Origin of the sequence: Chitinophaga sp. XS-30, from assembly GCF_008086345.1 — a bacterium.
Taxonomy (GTDB): domain Bacteria; phylum Bacteroidota; class Bacteroidia; order Chitinophagales; family Chitinophagaceae; genus Chitinophaga.
In genome coordinates this window covers 4,553,281-4,568,485 of the sequence record NZ_CP043006.1, presented here as the reverse complement: position 1 = coordinate 4,568,485, position 15,205 = coordinate 4,553,281, and the positions used below count along the sequence as shown (strand labels likewise).

The 15,205-nt window shown below is 51.8% G+C and carries 15 protein-coding genes; 6 read left to right on the top strand and 9 right to left on the bottom strand.

The genetic code is table 11. The features are described from left to right. Nucleotides 1–27: 27 nt before the first annotated feature. The 5 genes from FW415_RS18475 to FW415_RS18455 form a co-directional block, all read right to left on the bottom strand. Complete coding sequence (locus FW415_RS18475) at nt 28–2,232, bottom strand: hypothetical protein (protein WP_148388019.1); 2,205 nt, start codon at nt 2,230–2,232, stop codon at nt 28–30. Nucleotides 2,233–2,471: 239 nt separating this feature from the next. Further along, nucleotides 2,472–3,014, bottom strand: coding sequence for a CAP domain-containing protein (locus FW415_RS18470; protein ID WP_148388017.1), 543 nt, complete (start codon nt 3,012–3,014; stop codon nt 2,472–2,474). 347 nt (nt 3,015–3,361) lie between these two features. After that, nucleotides 3,362–4,291 (bottom strand): SPFH domain-containing protein, encoded by a 930-nt coding sequence (locus tag FW415_RS18465; RefSeq protein WP_148388015.1) that lies wholly within the window; start codon nt 4,289–4,291, stop codon nt 3,362–3,364. After that, the gene (locus FW415_RS18460; RefSeq protein WP_148388012.1) at nt 4,288–4,737 is read right to left on the bottom strand and encodes an NfeD family protein; all 450 of its coding nucleotides are present in this window, start codon (nt 4,735–4,737) and stop codon (nt 4,288–4,290) included. The genes FW415_RS18465 and FW415_RS18460 overlap by 4 nt, the downstream gene beginning before the upstream one ends. Nucleotides 4,738–4,820: 83 nt before the next feature. Next, complete coding sequence (locus tag FW415_RS18455) at nt 4,821–5,432, bottom strand: hypothetical protein (protein WP_148388010.1); 612 nt, start codon at nt 5,430–5,432, stop codon at nt 4,821–4,823. Between the two features lie 191 nt (nt 5,433–5,623). Between FW415_RS18455 and FW415_RS18450 the strand changes: the two genes are divergently transcribed. Then, on the top strand, nt 5,624–6,445 hold the full coding sequence (locus FW415_RS18450; RefSeq protein WP_148388008.1) for an alpha/beta hydrolase family protein: 822 nt from the start codon (nt 5,624–5,626) through the stop codon (nt 6,443–6,445). A gap of 196 nt (nt 6,446–6,641) precedes the next feature. On the opposite strand, the gene FW415_RS18445 is transcribed toward FW415_RS18450, so the two are convergent. Beyond that, complete coding sequence (locus tag FW415_RS18445) at nt 6,642–6,911, bottom strand: hypothetical protein (protein WP_168208883.1); 270 nt, start codon at nt 6,909–6,911, stop codon at nt 6,642–6,644. Between the two features lie 108 nt (nt 6,912–7,019). Between FW415_RS18445 and FW415_RS18440 the strand changes: the two genes are divergently transcribed. The 3 genes from FW415_RS18440 to FW415_RS18430 all read left to right on the top strand — a co-directional run bounded on the left by FW415_RS18440 (nt 7,020) and on the right by FW415_RS18430 (nt 8,746). Further along, nucleotides 7,020–7,409 carry an acyl-CoA thioesterase gene (locus FW415_RS18440; protein ID WP_148388004.1) on the top strand — a complete coding sequence of 130 codons (390 nt, stop codon included), beginning with the start codon at nt 7,020–7,022 and terminating at the stop codon, nt 7,407–7,409. A gap of 159 nt (nt 7,410–7,568) precedes the next feature. Next, nucleotides 7,569–7,973, top strand: a complete 405-nt coding sequence (locus FW415_RS18435; RefSeq protein ID WP_148388002.1) for an Rrf2 family transcriptional regulator — start codon at nt 7,569–7,571, stop codon at nt 7,971–7,973. Between the two features lie 128 nt (nt 7,974–8,101). Next, the gene (locus FW415_RS18430; protein ID WP_148388000.1) at nt 8,102–8,746 is read left to right on the top strand and encodes an NAD(P)-dependent oxidoreductase; all 645 of its coding nucleotides are present in this window, start codon (nt 8,102–8,104) and stop codon (nt 8,744–8,746) included. A 42-nt stretch (nt 8,747–8,788) separates the two neighbouring features. Here FW415_RS18430 and FW415_RS18425 read toward each other — a convergent pair whose 3' ends face one another. Beyond that, nucleotides 8,789–10,219 carry a sodium:alanine symporter family protein gene (locus FW415_RS18425; protein ID WP_148387998.1) on the bottom strand — a complete coding sequence of 477 codons (1,431 nt, stop codon included), beginning with the start codon at nt 10,217–10,219 and terminating at the stop codon, nt 8,789–8,791. Nucleotides 10,220–10,301: 82 nt separating this feature from the next. Between FW415_RS18425 and FW415_RS25045 the strand changes: the two genes are divergently transcribed. Next, a complete protein-coding gene (locus FW415_RS25045; RefSeq protein WP_168208882.1) occupies nt 10,302–10,460 on the top strand; it encodes a hypothetical protein in 159 nt (52 codons plus the stop codon). 57 nt (nt 10,461–10,517) lie between these two features. On the opposite strand, the gene FW415_RS18420 is transcribed toward FW415_RS25045, so the two are convergent. Both FW415_RS18420 and FW415_RS18415 read right to left on the bottom strand, forming a co-directional pair. Then, nucleotides 10,518–10,898 carry an HPF/RaiA family ribosome-associated protein gene (locus FW415_RS18420; RefSeq protein ID WP_148387996.1) on the bottom strand — a complete coding sequence of 127 codons (381 nt, stop codon included), beginning with the start codon at nt 10,896–10,898 and terminating at the stop codon, nt 10,518–10,520. Between the two features lie 42 nt (nt 10,899–10,940). Beyond that, on the bottom strand, nt 10,941–11,831 hold the full coding sequence (locus tag FW415_RS18415; protein WP_148387994.1) for an AraC family transcriptional regulator: 891 nt from the start codon (nt 11,829–11,831) through the stop codon (nt 10,941–10,943). 282 nt (nt 11,832–12,113) lie between these two features. Between FW415_RS18415 and FW415_RS18410 the strand changes: the two genes are divergently transcribed. Beyond that, nucleotides 12,114–15,188, top strand: a complete 3,075-nt coding sequence (locus FW415_RS18410; protein ID WP_168208881.1) for a TonB-dependent receptor — start codon at nt 12,114–12,116, stop codon at nt 15,186–15,188. The last annotated feature ends 17 nt before the right edge of the window (nt 15,189–15,205 follow it).

The window sequence follows — 15,205 nt, the reverse complement described above, 5'->3', positions numbered from 1 at the left end:
GGGCAGTCACCGCCCCGGCTTCTTCATTTATGCATTCGGGCATTTATCCGTTACGGAGAAACCTACAGCTTTTTCACCATACCACGGGAATGTGGTAGAGCTGTTCCGGATCACGCGGCTGCGGGCAGTCAGGCTGACCGTGTATCCGCAATTGTCCATACCGGATACATCCACGCTCCAGGGGGTATTTTCATCCCCGTCATCACTATTGTCCGCCAGGTTGCCCACATCCCCGGCATCCGGCAGGGCGTCGTAGTAGCGGTGCCGCGGGGTGGGCACTGTGCCGTGCGTATGCGAAGCGGGCTGGAGATTCAACGTCCACAGCGCGAAGTAGGGATGCACTGCCCTTAAATGACCGCTGACAATGTGATTGGCAGCCGTTTTATCGTAACAATGGCAGTCTCCGCCGTCAATCACCAGGTCCAGGCTCTTCGTGAGGTCTACCGATGTGTTGGCGGTGGTGCTGATAGACATGTGGGTATTGTTGACGATCAGCGAAAAGAGGTCTGCCACCTGTTCAACACCAAAGGCGTCCGTATGGGTGAACCGGATGGTGTAAATGCCATCCGTCAGGCCGTCTGTGCTCCATCCTGCGAGGTAGTGCGTCTGGTTATACAGGCCGATCGCAGGGTTTTCCTTGTAGATGAACCAGCCGTCTGCCGGGGACTGGGGATCGCTGAACTCCAGGTTGGGGTCCGGGGTGAAATCGATCATCTCAAAAGTTTCCGAAGTGGAAACAGCGGCATACGTACTGTCTGCAGCGCCATACTTTTTATATTCGATCTTGTATTTGATAACTCCATTGAACCCGTTGCGGTTGATGATGCCGTTGAAACGCACCCATCCGCCATATGGACGGTTGTTATGGGAGGTGGGATTGGTGGTATCCGAATTGACGAGGAAGGTCACGGGATCTATCAGGTCACGGTCCACACCGCCCACATGCGTCAATTCTGCTTCCACATGCGCACCCTGGCTTGGACGGATCTGCACAACAGCATCAATGCGGTTGCCCCAGGTGTTCAGGTCGTTCGGATCAGTAGTGGAGGGAAGCGACTGCCAGGAAAGCACTGCGCGGATGCGGATGATATTGGGCTGGGCACAGGTGCGCACACGTCTTGCCAGGTTGACCGGTAGGTCCACATTATAATACAGCCCATCCGCCGGCATGTTGCTGATATCATGCACGGTAACGCTGGATGTGCCAAGATAGGTATCGAAGGTGCCGTTATTGTCCCAGTCCGCCCAGAAGGCTACATGTTCTTTGGAGCCATTGGTGCAGAGGTCTCCGCTGAAGCCGCTGGACTTTTTAATTTTGATCACGGCGCCGAGGGTGTCCAGCGGGGTATTCAACCCAACGCACATCAGTTCTTCGAAGCTCACATCCGCCTGGCCTACAGGTTTCAGGATCAGGTCGGTGATGGCTTTTACATCGATCTTGAGCTTTTGTACTTCGAACAGATTGTAGCTGCTGACGGCGCTGAATTTTTTGCCATTGGATATCATCGGTGCGATAGTGGTGAAGAAGGTCCTGTGGTCAGGCACTTTTGCCTTTTGGTATTCCTTATAAAGCACGGCCAGCGGCGGAATGGGGGGAATGGGTATGTTCACTTCCTCTTTCAGGTTGATGTGGGCCAGGAAATCCGGTTTCTCCTTTACCTGGAGGGCATCGAAAATATCGCCCCAGATAAAACGGCGGCGGCGTTTCAGCTGGATGTTCGCTTCCCTGACATTCCCGTAATGCGGGATGGCATCCGGGTCGATGGAAGGGATGATGTTCCAGGATAAAACCGCCCGTACCGTGGGGATCACTGCCGTTTTGCAGGTGAGTATCTTCCGGTATTTTTCATCGTCGATGAACAGATGTGTCATGTATTTTAACGGATGCTGCGGGCCGGGAGGCGCTTCAGAGATGTCGGCCACTTTGAAGCTGGAATATCCCATGTCCTGGAACCCGCTGCCATCTTTAAAATCCACAAAGAAACGTACATATTCCTTTGAACCGGTAGTACAGAGCCCACCGCTGTAACCGGAGGCCTGTTTGATGCTGACGATGGCCTCCAGCTTTCCTTTTTCAGGGTCATAGCCCACGCAGGTAATTTCTTCCCAGTGCGTGATGCTCGCGGCTTTTGCAAGCTGGGGAAAGACTTTGCTGAGCAGAAATGTTTGCCGCCCATACTGCAACTCCGTGAGCTGCCGTGCCGGCTGATTGGGGATCTTCAGTTTTTCCATTTTTGTTTTTTTTTGAGGTAACTAATAAAAATGACGGTCCCTGCCCGGAATGTTTTGGGGTAGGCAGGAAGATACAAGAGATGGTCAGATTTGGGGTGTCGGATATAAAATTAAGGGGAATACAGGAGAAAGGGACAGGTATTAATACGTGATTTTGAGGGAGCAAAAAAACAGGCACATTCCTGCAGGTTTTTCAAAAGGTACAGGGATTGACAGAACGAATGTGCCTGCGGAAATAGTTAGTAGTGGAGCGCCAGTTCCTGCGTCCAGAAGTTCTGGTATTTGGCGATGCCGGTTTCTTTCATATCCGGGTCCATCATCGCCATGCAGTGCGTTACACTGCCCATCCAGCCTTTGATGATCGTCCGCTCGGTGAGGATGCCGAAGGCGATGTTTTCCCGGTAGGCTTTATAATTGTACCCCATCTTCCTGATGCGGTCACCTGCGCTGCTGCCGTTTTTGCCGGTATGGCTGACGTAGCTGCTGTCACTCATTTCTTTGTTGTGCAGCCAGGCGGCTTTTTCCAGTTTTTCGTTCCAGGTCACTGCCGGGGCGGGGGCCATGAAGGTGTCCCCACAGTTGCAGCCTTTGCTTCTCACATCATTGATCAACTCCAGCAGCAGCGCCTTGTCTACCGGATTGTCGAACGTGAAAACGGAATCTTTCAACGCAATGGTCACAGGCGCTTTGGCCGGTTCAAATTCGGTCAGTGGTTCTTTTGAGCAGCTTGCTATCAGCAACAGCAATGCAGGGGCCAGGCTTTTCAAGTACGGATTTTTCATGTACGGTTTGTTTTTTTCGGCATGGGAAAGCTGTTCCGCTTGCGGCCATGCAGTGGATAAAAATGTTGTGGATATGTTAGCGAGGAAATTTCGTCGGAGTGGTCGTGGTGTCGTGCTTCCTTTCTTTGATCGTTACTGATGCAAAAATAGATTCGCGGGCGGCGGCAGAAAATGATGACGGTAAGCGGAAGGAATGAGTGTCGTGTTAACACGTTTGGGTGAAAAGGGGGGTAAGGCCAACCTCCGTCAACCGGGAAGATGACCTGCATCAGCCCGGAATATGAAAAAATCCGCTGCAGCGGCTGCCACAGCGGATTTTAAATACATTATACCTTTTGCTTATCTGATTACGGGAGATCTACCTTGGTTTTGTTCAGCACGGAAGTGATGCTGGAGATCACACCTGCTATATCGGAAAGGTCTGCCGGTACGATCATGGAGTTGTTCACTTTGGCCAGCTTGCCGAATTCGGTCAGGTATTGTTCCGCGATGCGGAGGTTCACAGCGTTCATGCCGCCTTCTTCATTAATGGAATGGGCGATCTCCCGGATACCGATGGCGGTTGCCCGGGCGATCAGTTCGATCTCGGAGGCGGTACCGCTGGCTTCATTGATCTTCCTTTGTTTCTCACCTTCGGAGCGGGCGATCATTTCCTGCTTATCACCTTCCGCCCGGTTGATCTTGGCCTGCTTGTCGCCTTCAGATTCGGCGATGAGGGCCCTCTTTTCCCTTTCTGCGCGCATCTGCTTTTCCATGGCATCTTTAATGCTCTGGGGGGGCGAGATGTTCTTTACTTCATAACGGGATACCTTGATGCCCCAGGAGTCGCTGGCTTTGTCCACCGCTTCCACGATGGCGCCGTTCACCGTTTCCCTTTCCTCAAAGGTCTTGTCCAGCTCCATCTTGCCGATAATGCTACGCATGGTGGTCTGCGAGATCTGGATCACCGCAAAGCGGTAATTATCGATCCCGTACGAGGCCTTTTGCGGGTCGATGACCTGGAGATAGAGGATGCCATCCACTTCCACCGCGATGTTATCTTTCGTGATACATATCTGCGAGGCAACATCAATGGCCTGCTCTTTCAGGTTCTGCTTGTATGCTATCCTGTCAATGAAGGGGATCAGGATATGGAAGCCCGCTTCCAGCGAACGGCTGTACTTTCCCAGTCGCTCGACGATGAATACCGACCGTTGCGGTACCACCTTGAAGGTAGACATGAAGGCTACCAGCAGGAAAAGGACCAGAATGATCAGAATAATAGTAGTAGTGCTCATATTGCTTTTGTTGATTTTACGATTAACAGGATGCTTTCATTGCCGGTGATCATCACGGTTTCTCCTGCGGCGATCATATCTTCTGAACGGGCGCTCCAGCTGCTGCCTTTAAAGTTCACTTTCCCATTGTGACCGGGAGTAATGGCTGTTTCCGCCATAGCCGTTTTGCCAATGAACTCATCATCGATCAACTCGGAGGATTTCTTTCGCGACCACAGGAGATTTTTTACCCATTTTCTGAAAAAAAGCACGGATAGCGAAGAGCTGACCAGGAATATGATCAATTGTGCATTGATGGGAAGGTCGAACAGAAGCACCAGTATGGCCACGATCCAGGCCCCGACCCCGAAAAAGAAGAGGATCAGGCCGGGTAAAGCAAATTCCAGCAGGAGGAGCAGGAAACCTATGAGAAACCAGACTGCGGCGGGATGTAACAGGTTGTCCATTAGACGTATATTTTAGGTACGTCAAATGTAAGCCTATTCGTTGAAAATATAGGCTTTATGTTTAATATCGGAGCGGGATGGGTTTATTGTTCCGCGAAATGCCTGAATTTCACCATCGTTTTAACGAGGTTGCTATGCACAATGGGGTCGGATACCCACCGGGGGATCTTTTTGCTGCGGTCTGTTGTCACCAGGTAGGTGATCTTTACATTCCCGGAATGCATATCTTCCAATACCCACTTGCCGCGGGTGCCAGTAATGCGCGTCATATTGCCATTCTCCGGAAAAGCGCGGTGGGAGATGCTTTCAAAGAACACTTCGTTCCCGCTCAGTTGAAATGCCAGGCAGCAGTCCTGGTCATCGAAAGGCCAGGGGATATCATACCGGATGTAGCTGACCCAGCGGTTCTCGTCTGCCGTAAGCATCACCTGGTAATCCCGGGCATTTACGTTCCAGGTTTTGCCCCTTGTCTCGTCTTTCAATACCCGGATAATGTTTTCCTTTGCGGCGCGAACCAGGAACACGGCTTTTATTTCCCTGACCTTTTCGCCTTTCCCGGTGTTGATCCATCTTTCGTAGAGGAATATGTTATCCTCATGTTTTACCAGTTTGAAGGCATTATTGTCCGGCTTCGCAGCGAAAACGAACCGGAACAGCACAATAGTGAGCATGATCAGCATAATCGGAAATTTCATGAGCCTGTTGTTTGGGTACATGGGGCAAATGTGAGGCGGTTTGCTTTGGCGGCCATGAAATATCCGGTGGACCGTAGGGTTAAGGGGTTAAATTGTAAAAATCGCGGTCTGGATGCACACGACCCCGCAGATTGCCGGGTATGCAGTAACCGATGATTTTTTGTATCATTAACCCCGAAAAAAAATACATCATGCTCAAAAGCACCCGTCTCCTTGCCCTGCTGCTGATCCTGGCAGCAGGCACTGCCAGCGCCGCCGGCGTAGATACCGTAACCACCTGGAGCGCGGCCATGAAAAAGAATATCAGGGCCGTTATTGTTAAACCGGAGCAGTACGATAGCCGGGACAACTGGCCGGTAGTATATCTGTTGCATGGATATGGCGGCAACTATGCGAACTGGATCACCAAAGCCCCGGATATTGCGAAAGCCGCGGATACCTACGGTATGATGATCGTTTGTCCGGATGGGGGTATCGGCAGCTGGTATTGGGACAGTCCGGCGGACCCGGCTTTCCGTTACGAGACCTATGTTTCGGAGGAACTGGTAAAATGGGTGGATGCACGTTATAAAACGCTGAAAGACAAACGTGGGCGGGGCATCACCGGCCTGAGCATGGGCGGCCACGGTGCGCTTTACCTCGCTTTCCGCCATCAGGATGTGTTTGGTGTGGCCGGCAGTATGAGCGGGGGGGTGGACATCCGGCCTTTTCCCCTGAAATGGGATATGGCCAAACGTCTGGGCAAGTATGCCGATGAGCCGGAACGCTGGGAAAAATATACGGTGATCAACATGCTGCACCTGCTTGTGCCGGGGGCTTTGTCCATCATCATCGATTGCGGAACGGAGGATTTCTTTTATGAAGTGAATGAAAACCTGCATCAGCAGTTGTTGCTGCGTAATATCCCGCATGAATATTACACCAGGCCCGGCGCCCATAACTGGGACTACTGGCCGAATGCTGTGGAATACCAGCTATTGTTCATGCATCATTTCTTCAGCCGGAAGGGCTGATCAGGCTTGTCGGCAGCGGTTTCCGGCCGCAGTGGCGGCTCTCATATTCCTGCCAGAACCCGGTCAGGCATACCGGCAGCAGCGGCTTCCGCCAGCAGTGATGGCCTCATATTCCCGCCAGGAACTCGGTCAGGCATACCGGCAGCAGCGGTTTCCGCCCGCCGTGGCGGCCCACACAATGCCTGCCAGGAACCGATCAGGCGATTTCCGCACTTTGCGCTTCCGCCAGCCGGAGCTGCTCCCATATCTGCCCTACGATCTCCTTGCCAAGGCCCGTCAGGCCCTGTTCATTGTACATGGGCTGATCGCTGTGGTCCGGTTTGATAATGTCGAAAGCCTGGGGGAGCTGTTCCCATAGATGCCGGTGGGGCCTCACATGATAAACGATGGCGTTGGGCTGACGTTCAATGTCCATTTGGACCAGATACTCCATATTGCCGCGTGTAATTATAACCTGACTGTTCATACGGATGGTTTTATTCGGGATTATAGACAAGAATTAAGCCAGCGGAGAATATGCTGTTTCGGATATTTGGGCAATTTTTTTATTTTTCGGCCATAAACCTGCTTTTGAATGAATTTCTACACACGTAAATGGGTCAAACCTGGAGATCTCAATGCACATGGTACTTTATTCGGCGGCAGCCTGCTTCGGTGGATAGATGAAGAAGCGGCTATTTATGCGATCATCCAGTTAGGAACCAACCGCTGTGTCACCAAATACATGTCAGAGATCAATTTCATCAATTCCGCCCGCCAGGGCGATATTGTAGAACTGGGCATCAAGGCCGTGCATTTTGGCCGGACCTCCCTGACCCTCACCTGCCAGGTCCGCAACAAGATCACCCATAAAACCATCCTCACGATAGACAAGATCGTTTTCGTCAGCGTGGATGAGGCGGGTGTACCGGTTCCGCATAACCGGACAGAGATCACCTATACAGATGAACGTTTGAGGGAATAAGGGTGAATGGGCCTCTCCCCGAAAGCGCAGTTGGTGCGTAAAATTATACTCAGCTATGGAAAAAATTCCCACCGGCGCAAAGCTGTTGGTGAAACCTGGTAATATTTGCAGGGTTAAAATATTTCCCTATCTTTGTACTGTAATAAATAATGTTACAGTATGGGGAATGTGAGGTTTGCGACGGCGATACACATATTAACGCTGCTGGCGTATCTGAAAGAGGAGATATTGTCCTCCGAATACATCGCCGGCAGCATCAATATCAACCCTGTGCTGGTGCGCAAGGAGCTGAGCAATCTGCGTCAGCATGGCCTGGTGCAAAGCAGGGAAGGAAAGGGGGGAGGCGCCATGCTGGCAAAATCTCCGAAAGATATCCTGCTGGCGGATATTTACAACGCTGTGCGGCAGGCGCCCCTGCTGGGCCGTTCCAATACCCCCAATCCGGATTGCGCCGTAGGCCAGCAGATCAACAAGCATATCGAACAGTTATATGATAAAGCGGAACAGACACTCGTTGACCAGTTGGGAAAAACTACCCTGGCTGATTTCGTGCAGAAGTTCTGATTTTTTTTGCCTTAAACTGTAATAGAATACAGTACAGTTGCAGACTTGAAACATATACTCATGAAGCCGGCGGGATTAAAACAATCATCAGCGGCTTCATATAACCCGGAAAATTTAAATAGGAACATATGAAAGTAGCATTGATCGGCGCCGGTTTTGTAGGCGCAGCCATTTTGAAGGAACTGTCTGCCCGCGGGCACGAAGTGAAAGTAATTGTCCGCCATCCGGAAAAGGTCACCGTGCAGGATGACAAGGTGAGCGTAGTGAAAGGGGATGTATTTTCCGATGAGCTGCCGGCCTTGCTGCAGGGCAGTGATGCTGTGGTGAGCGCCTACAATGCGGGATGGACGAACCCCAACCTTTACATTGATTTCCTGGAAGGCTCAAAAGCGATCCAGTCCGCCTTGAAAACCTCCGGCGTGAAGCGTTTCATCGTGATCGGCGGCGCGGGCAGCCTGTATATTGACGGCCAACAGCTGGTGGACAGCCCTCAGTTCCCGGCGGAATACAAAACCGGCGCTACTGCCGCGCGGGACTATCTCACCATCCTGAAAGAGGAAAAGGAGCTGGACTGGACCTTTTTCAGCCCTGCTATCGAAATGCACCAGGGTACATCCGGTGAGCGAAAAGGCAGCTACAGGATCGAACTGGAGACCCCCGTTTTCAATGCGGAAGGCAGAAGCATCCTCTCCGTGGAAGATGTGGCGGTAGTTATTGCGGACGAACTGGAGCAGCCGAAGCATATCGGCCGGCGTTTTACGGCTGCTTATTGATGAATGCATCTATTGCGCAACCATGGCCGGATCATCACCGGATTAATTCATGTTCTCCCACTCATCCGCATTCCTGATCCCCAGTTCCTTTGGCCGAAATACCGGCTGTTTGCCGGCTTTCTTCTGGGCCTGGTAATCCCTGAGGGCTTTCAGGGCCGGGCGCTGCAGGAGCAGAATGGCGATGATATTCAGCCAGGCCATAACGCCCACGCCGATGTCACCCATGGTCCAGGCCAACTCTGCTGTTTTAATGGAACCGTAAAAGGTGGCCAGTAGTATCAGTGCGCGTAATCCCCACACCATCAACCGGTTATTGCCTTTTTTACTGAGATAGGTAAGGTTGGTCTCCGCAATATAGTAATAGGCCATGATGGTCGTGAAGGCGAAGAACAGCAGCGACAGGGCAACGAAGCTCGCTCCCACGGTGGGGAAGTGAACGCCTACAGCTGCCTGGGTAAAGGCCGGGCCGGCTTTCACGCCGGGAAGATGCTCTATGATAAATCCGCCTTCGGGGTTTACCACATTGTATTGGCCGGTGAAAAGGATCATCAGGGCAGTGGCGGTACAAACGAAAAGGGTGTCTACATACACGGAAAACGACTGTACCAGCCCCTGTTCCACGGGATGTTTCACTTCCGCAGCGGCCGCGGCATGCGGGGCGGTGCCTTGCCCGGCTTCATTGGAATAGATGCCTCTTTTTACGCCCCAGGCGATAGCCGAACCGAATACACCGGAAAATGTGGCTTCCAGGTTAAAGGCAGAACGGAAGATCAGGGAGAAGACCGCCGGCACGTCGCTGATATTGATGGCAATAATAATGACCGCCATCAGGATGTACCCGGCAGCCATGAACGGCACCACCAGCTCGGCTACCTTTCCGATACGCTTTACGCCGCCGAAAATGATCAGCGCCAGCAGCAACGTGACGGCGCCTCCGGTAACGGCTACGGGTATATTAAAGGCATTGAATGCGCTTTGCGCGATGCTGTTGCTCTGAACGCCGGGCAGGAAAAGCGCGGTGCTTAATATTGTGGCCACGGCAAACACGGCCGCATACCATTTCACGCCCAGCCCTTTTTCAATATAGTAGGCAGGGCCGCCACGGTATTGCCCGTCTTTTACCTGTTTATAGATCTGTCCAAGTGTTGCTTCAATAAATGCGGAAGCAGCTCCCAGGAAGGCGATCAGCCACATCCAGAATACGGCGCCCGGACCGCCCATGGCGATGGCCGTAGCCACTCCGGCGATATTGCCCGTGCCCACCCGTCCGGATATCGCGATGGCAAATGCCTGAAAGGAGGATACGCCCTTATCTGATGCCTTGCCACGGAAAAGCAGCCGTATCATGTCTTTGAAGAACCTTACCTGTAAAAAGCGGGTGATGACCGAGAAGTAAACGCCTGTAGCCAGGCAGAGGATAATAAATGCATTGCTCCAAACGATATCGTTGATAGCGGTGATGATCTTTTCCATGTTGTTGTTCTAAGCAGGCTGATTGTTGTCGGGCATAAATAAAGTAAAATTTGACGAGAACCGGAAGAAAAAACCGGTATCGGTGCAGAATAGCTTGCCGCAGGCTGGAAAAAGTATGACGGGCCCCCGGCTGACAGGCGGCACAGGCAGGCGGGGGCGCGTGGAGCTGCGGGCTGGAAAATTAATGCCCCGTTTCGAAGAAGAGATGACCGTAGCCGGTATAAAAATGATGAAGGGCTGACCTGTGAAGTTTGCTTCCGGGTCAGCCCTTGTTTACGGGGCAACGTTGAATGGACAATTATTTTACGACATCTTCGAGATCTGTATCCTCATCCTGCGTTGAGCCTTCCATCAAGGCATCCTGTATTTTTTCCGCATCGGCCTGCCTGCTGTCCGTATATTTTTCTTTTTCCTTGTTGACCTGCTGCTTCAGCACTTCCACACATTCCGTTACCGCGGTCTCGAAATGCGGGCTGTTCTTTTTAACGAACAGATCGTTCCCCGGCACTTCCAGCCTGATCTCGCAGTAGTTGTTCTCCGGATTGGAATCAGCGCCCAGGTAAAGCCCCACATTGGCCCTGATAATACGGTCACTTTTAACGGTATCCAGTTTTTCCCTGATAAAATTTTCCAATGCTTCGCCTGCCTTAAAACCTAATGACTGAATGATGATATCCATGATCTAGCTTTTTTGGTGTATCTGTCGCAGTAATTATGCCAACTATTGCGCATAGGCATATTTTTCCGAAGGGAGTTCCGCTACTTTCTGGTAGTTCTGCCGGAATGTTCTCGGCTGGCATTTTTTGAATTTCTTGAATTGCCGGTAGAAGAAGGACACACTTTCGAACCCGGATGCGTAACATACTTCGCTGATCTGCATATCCGTTTCCAGCAGCAGTTTACAGGCCCTGTTGATCTTGTATTCGTTGAGGAATTCAAAAAAGGGCTTCTTCATCGTTCTGCTGAAAAAACGGGAAAAATATTCCTCGCTCATGTTTACTTTGGAGGCAATATCGGCGAGGGATATCTGTTGCTGGTAGTGGTCCTGGATATAGTCGTACACGGTATTGATCCGGGCTTTGTCCGTATGGTTCAATGCGCAGTTGAATTCCTGTTCGCAAAGGAAGCGGTACGCTGTATTGCTGGCCAGTTCCTGCAGTATCTGCAGCAGCAGCACCATTTTATCAAAAGGAGGCGCTTCCAGCAATTGCAGGAATTTCGGTTTCAGCTGCCTGGCTTTGGCGGTATCGACCACTATTCCTTTGTTCATTGCGGCGAACAGGTTGCAGATGGCCGTAAATTCTATGCTTTGCATCCATGTTTTTTCCAGGAAGCCTTCTTTGAGATAGATCACTATCGCGGTGGAAGATTGTCCGGCTTCGGCGGTGCTATGCCAGGTATGAGGAAGGTTTGCGCCCAGCAGCACCAGGTCATCGCTGTAAAAATTTTCGGTGCTGTTGCCTACGTAGCGAACGCCTTGATTGCTGAGGATATAGGTGATCTCCAGTTCCGGATGATAATGCCACGGATAATCAAACTCCTTGTTGCTTTCCTGCAGTTCAACCTTGAATAAATTGGATGCTGACGGTATGGGCTTGAAGTGTGGTTTCATGCTCTGAATATACACGTATTTGTAGTCATTGGCAAGCAATTTCTGCTGAATGGTACAAAATAGAGGATGGAAATATCAAAATCGGACAGTTTTTGTTATTGCCGGATTGGGCTACCGTAAGAAAAACAAAATAGGTGATGGAATGAACAAGATTGTGCAGGGATTCAGTGAAGGATGAAATTACTTTTGGGTATCAATCCAACAGCAACCAAAATTTCGCGGAGGTGTTCCGCGGCAACCAAAATTCGCAAAACAATTACTATGATCTTAAGGGTATTAAAATTGGGACCAGTAAAAAAAGGTGTGCTGGCATTGCTGGCGCAGGTTTTTTTTATTGTTGGCGCGATGGCGCAGGACAAGGTCGCAATAAGCGGCCTCGTTACCGATGGCAAGATAGCCTTGCCGAATGTAACGGTTCTGATAAAAGGGACCAATCAGGGCACTACCACCAATGAAGCCGGGGAGTTTACGATCCAGGCGGAGAGGGGGCAGGAGCTGATATTCTCTTATATCGGTTTTGAAAAGCAGAGCCGGGTCATCGGGGACCAGCGGCGTTATGAGATCATTATGGAACCATCCGCCGGCAGCACGCTGAATGATGTGGTGGTGGTCGGTTACGGCACTGCCCGGAAAGCATCCGTTACCGCCGCGATCTCCACCCTCAAGGGCAAAGAGGTCGCCTCCACGCCGATTGCCAACCTCAGCAACGGCCTCGGTGGCAGGGTGCCTGGCGTTATCGTTAAACAAGGTTCCGGTGAGCCGGGCAGGGATGGCGCGAACATTTATATCCGCGGTATTTCCTCCACGGGCAACAGCCAGCCACTGATGATCGTGGATGGTATTCCCAGGGCATTTCAGCAGCTGGACCCCAATTCCATCGAGTCCTTCACCGTGCTGAAAGATGCCGCCGCCGTGGCGCCGTATGGTGTGGCGGGTGCGAACGGTGTAATTCTGGTGACCACCAAACGCGGCAGTACAGGCGCGCCCACGCTTACCTACAACGGGTATGTAGGCTTCCAGAACCCAGTAGTGTTGCCGGAGTTCGTCAATTCCTACCAGTATGCCACATTACGGAATGCGGCGGCGGTGAATGAAGGATTGGACGAACCCTATTCTGCCGAAGAGCTGCAAAAGTTCCAGGACGGTTCGGATCCGGACGCTTATCCTACGTTCAAAGACATCTGGGGCTCTATCACCAACAGAAATGCTATTCTTACCAATCATAATATCGAGATCTCCGGCGGCGCGGAAAAAGTGAAATACTACGCAGCCCTGGGATACCAGTTGCAGGAGGGGATGTGGGCGACGACCAATACGCGGCGGTTCAACCTCACCCTGAACCTTGACGCGAATGTCACCAATACCACGAAAGTATCGTTCAACCTGAACGGCCGGCACCAGAAAGATCTTTATCCCGCTACCTCTACCGGGCGGATATTCGAGCTGATCGGTTACCTGCATCCGCTGTATGGACCGCTGAAGTTCAGCAATGGCATGTATGGCACTTTCCTGACCGGCAGCCTCTTCAGCAGCGGTTATCAGAAATACAATACGACCGCGATTTTCACACAGGTCTCCGTAGAGCAGCAGCTGCCGTTCCTTCCCGGCCTGAAGGCCAGGGGTACGATCGCGTACGATCCTTCGCACAGCATGAACAAAATATGGTCGCTTCCCATTCAGCGGGCCAGTCTGGATAAATCACAAACACCTTATGTGATCGTAGACGGTATCTGGGGAGCTACCAAGCCTTCCCTGCGGCAGGATTATACCCTCGAATACCAGTTGACCTACCAGGCGGGGCTGGATTATGCGCGGAGCTTCGGGAAACATCATGTTACCGCACTGGCGCTGTTTGAAGCGAAGAGCAATGATTACAGCACGCTCGGCGCGGAAAGAAGAAATTATAACCTGACGATAGACGAGATCAACCAGGGCAGTTCCAGCCAGGCGGATATGAGCACCCGGGGTATTTCCAGCCAGGGGCGCCAGGTGGGCCTCGTGTACCGTGTGGCGTATGACTATGCGCACAAATATATGCTTGAAGCCAGCGGCCGTTATGACGGCAGTTATTATTTCCCGCCGGACGAACGCTATGGATTTTTCCCGGCATTCTCCGTGGGCTGGCGCCTGTCTGAAGAGAATTTCCTGAAGGGCCGGCTGGCCTGGCTGGACAATCTGAAGGTACGCGCATCCTACGGCGAAGTGGGGGCTTTAGCCGGCAGTCCTTTTCAGTACATGAGCACCTACAATGTGCTGGGCACGAACTATGTGTTGGGGAATGCGGCGGTGCAAGGCATCCGCGAACGCGCGGAGCCGAATCCCTACATCACCTGGGAACGTGCGAAGAAAACCGATATTGGTCTGGAAGTGGGTTTGTGGGGCGGACTGCTGAATATCGAAGCGGATTATTTTTATGAGAAACGTTCCAATATGCTCGTGAACCCTGATGTGATCGTACCGGCGGAATACGGGATCGGTCTCAGCCAGGTGAATGCCGGTATTATGGATAACCGGGGTTTTGATTTCATGATCAGTTCAGCGTATCGTTTCTCGGAGGACCTGGAAGTATCGCTGGGCGCAAATATGACTTACGCCAAAAACAAACTGTTGCAGGTCTTCGAAACTCCCACCACCTACAACAACCCCAATCGCCGGATCACCGGCAGGCCGCTCGGCACCCAGTTCGGGTTCAAAGCGCTGGGGTATTTCCAGGAGTCGGATTTTGACGGGACGGGCAACCTGAAATCCGGCATCGCCACGCAGCCCTGGGGGGCAGTACAACCGGGTGATATCCGGTATGAGGACCTGAACGGGGATGGCCGTATCAATGATGATGATCTCACCGCCATCGGCGACCCTGCTGCCGCACCGCGGATAATGTACGGCTTCTCGCCGGCAGTGCGGTACAAGGGATTTTCCCTGGACCTGCTGTTCCAGGGAACGGCACGCTCCAACTGGTATTATCATGGCTCATCCATCATGCCGTTCTGGGAAACCATGCTGCCGTATGTGCATAATTTCGATTACTGGACACCGGAAAACACAGATGCCGCCAATCCGCGGCTGACCTCGGCGCCTACGGTGAACAACTCACAGACTTCTTCCTTCTGGATGGGAAATGCCAGCTACCTGCGCCTTAAAAGTGCCACACTGGCCTATAACATTCCTTCCGCCATCATGAAAAAGATCAGGCTGCAACAGGCCAGGATATTCCTGTCCGGGCAAAATATTTTCACCATCACAGATATGATATACTATGATCCGGAAATAGGGCCGAACAATTCCTGGATCCCGAATAACAGCTGGGGATATCCGAATCAGAAAGCCTTCTCCGTTGGCGCCAACATTACTTTCTAAAAGCGAAAAACTATCTG

Coding starts and splice junctions, on each gene's coding strand:
- FW415_RS18435 (WP_148388002.1), top strand. CDS start 7,569: ATGGGGAATGTGAGGTTTGCGACGGCGATACACATATTAACGCTGCTG.
- FW415_RS18425 (WP_148387998.1), bottom strand. CDS start 10,219: ATGGAAAAGATCATCACCGCTATCAACGATATCGTTTGGAGCAATGCA.
- FW415_RS18455 (WP_148388010.1), bottom strand. CDS start 5,432: ATGAAATTTCCGATTATGCTGATCATGCTCACTATTGTGCTGTTCCGG.
- FW415_RS18470 (WP_148388017.1), bottom strand. CDS start 3,014: ATGAAAAATCCGTACTTGAAAAGCCTGGCCCCTGCATTGCTGTTGCTG.
- FW415_RS18460 (WP_148388012.1), bottom strand. CDS start 4,737: ATGGACAACCTGTTACATCCCGCCGCAGTCTGGTTTCTCATAGGTTTC.
- FW415_RS18465 (WP_148388015.1), bottom strand. CDS start 4,291: ATGAGCACTACTACTATTATTCTGATCATTCTGGTCCTTTTCCTGCTG.
- FW415_RS18445 (WP_168208883.1), bottom strand. CDS start 6,911: ATGAACAGTCAGGTTATAATTACACGCGGCAATATGGAGTATCTGGTC.
- FW415_RS18440 (WP_148388004.1), top strand. CDS start 7,020: ATGAATTTCTACACACGTAAATGGGTCAAACCTGGAGATCTCAATGCA.
- FW415_RS18475 (WP_148388019.1), bottom strand. CDS start 2,232: ATGGAAAAACTGAAGATCCCCAATCAGCCGGCACGGCAGCTCACGGAG.
- FW415_RS18430 (WP_148388000.1), top strand. CDS start 8,102: ATGAAAGTAGCATTGATCGGCGCCGGTTTTGTAGGCGCAGCCATTTTG.
- FW415_RS18415 (WP_148387994.1), bottom strand. CDS start 11,831: ATGAAACCACACTTCAAGCCCATACCGTCAGCATCCAATTTATTCAAG.
- FW415_RS18420 (WP_148387996.1), bottom strand. CDS start 10,898: ATGGATATCATCATTCAGTCATTAGGTTTTAAGGCAGGCGAAGCATTG.
- FW415_RS18450 (WP_148388008.1), top strand. CDS start 5,624: ATGCTCAAAAGCACCCGTCTCCTTGCCCTGCTGCTGATCCTGGCAGCA.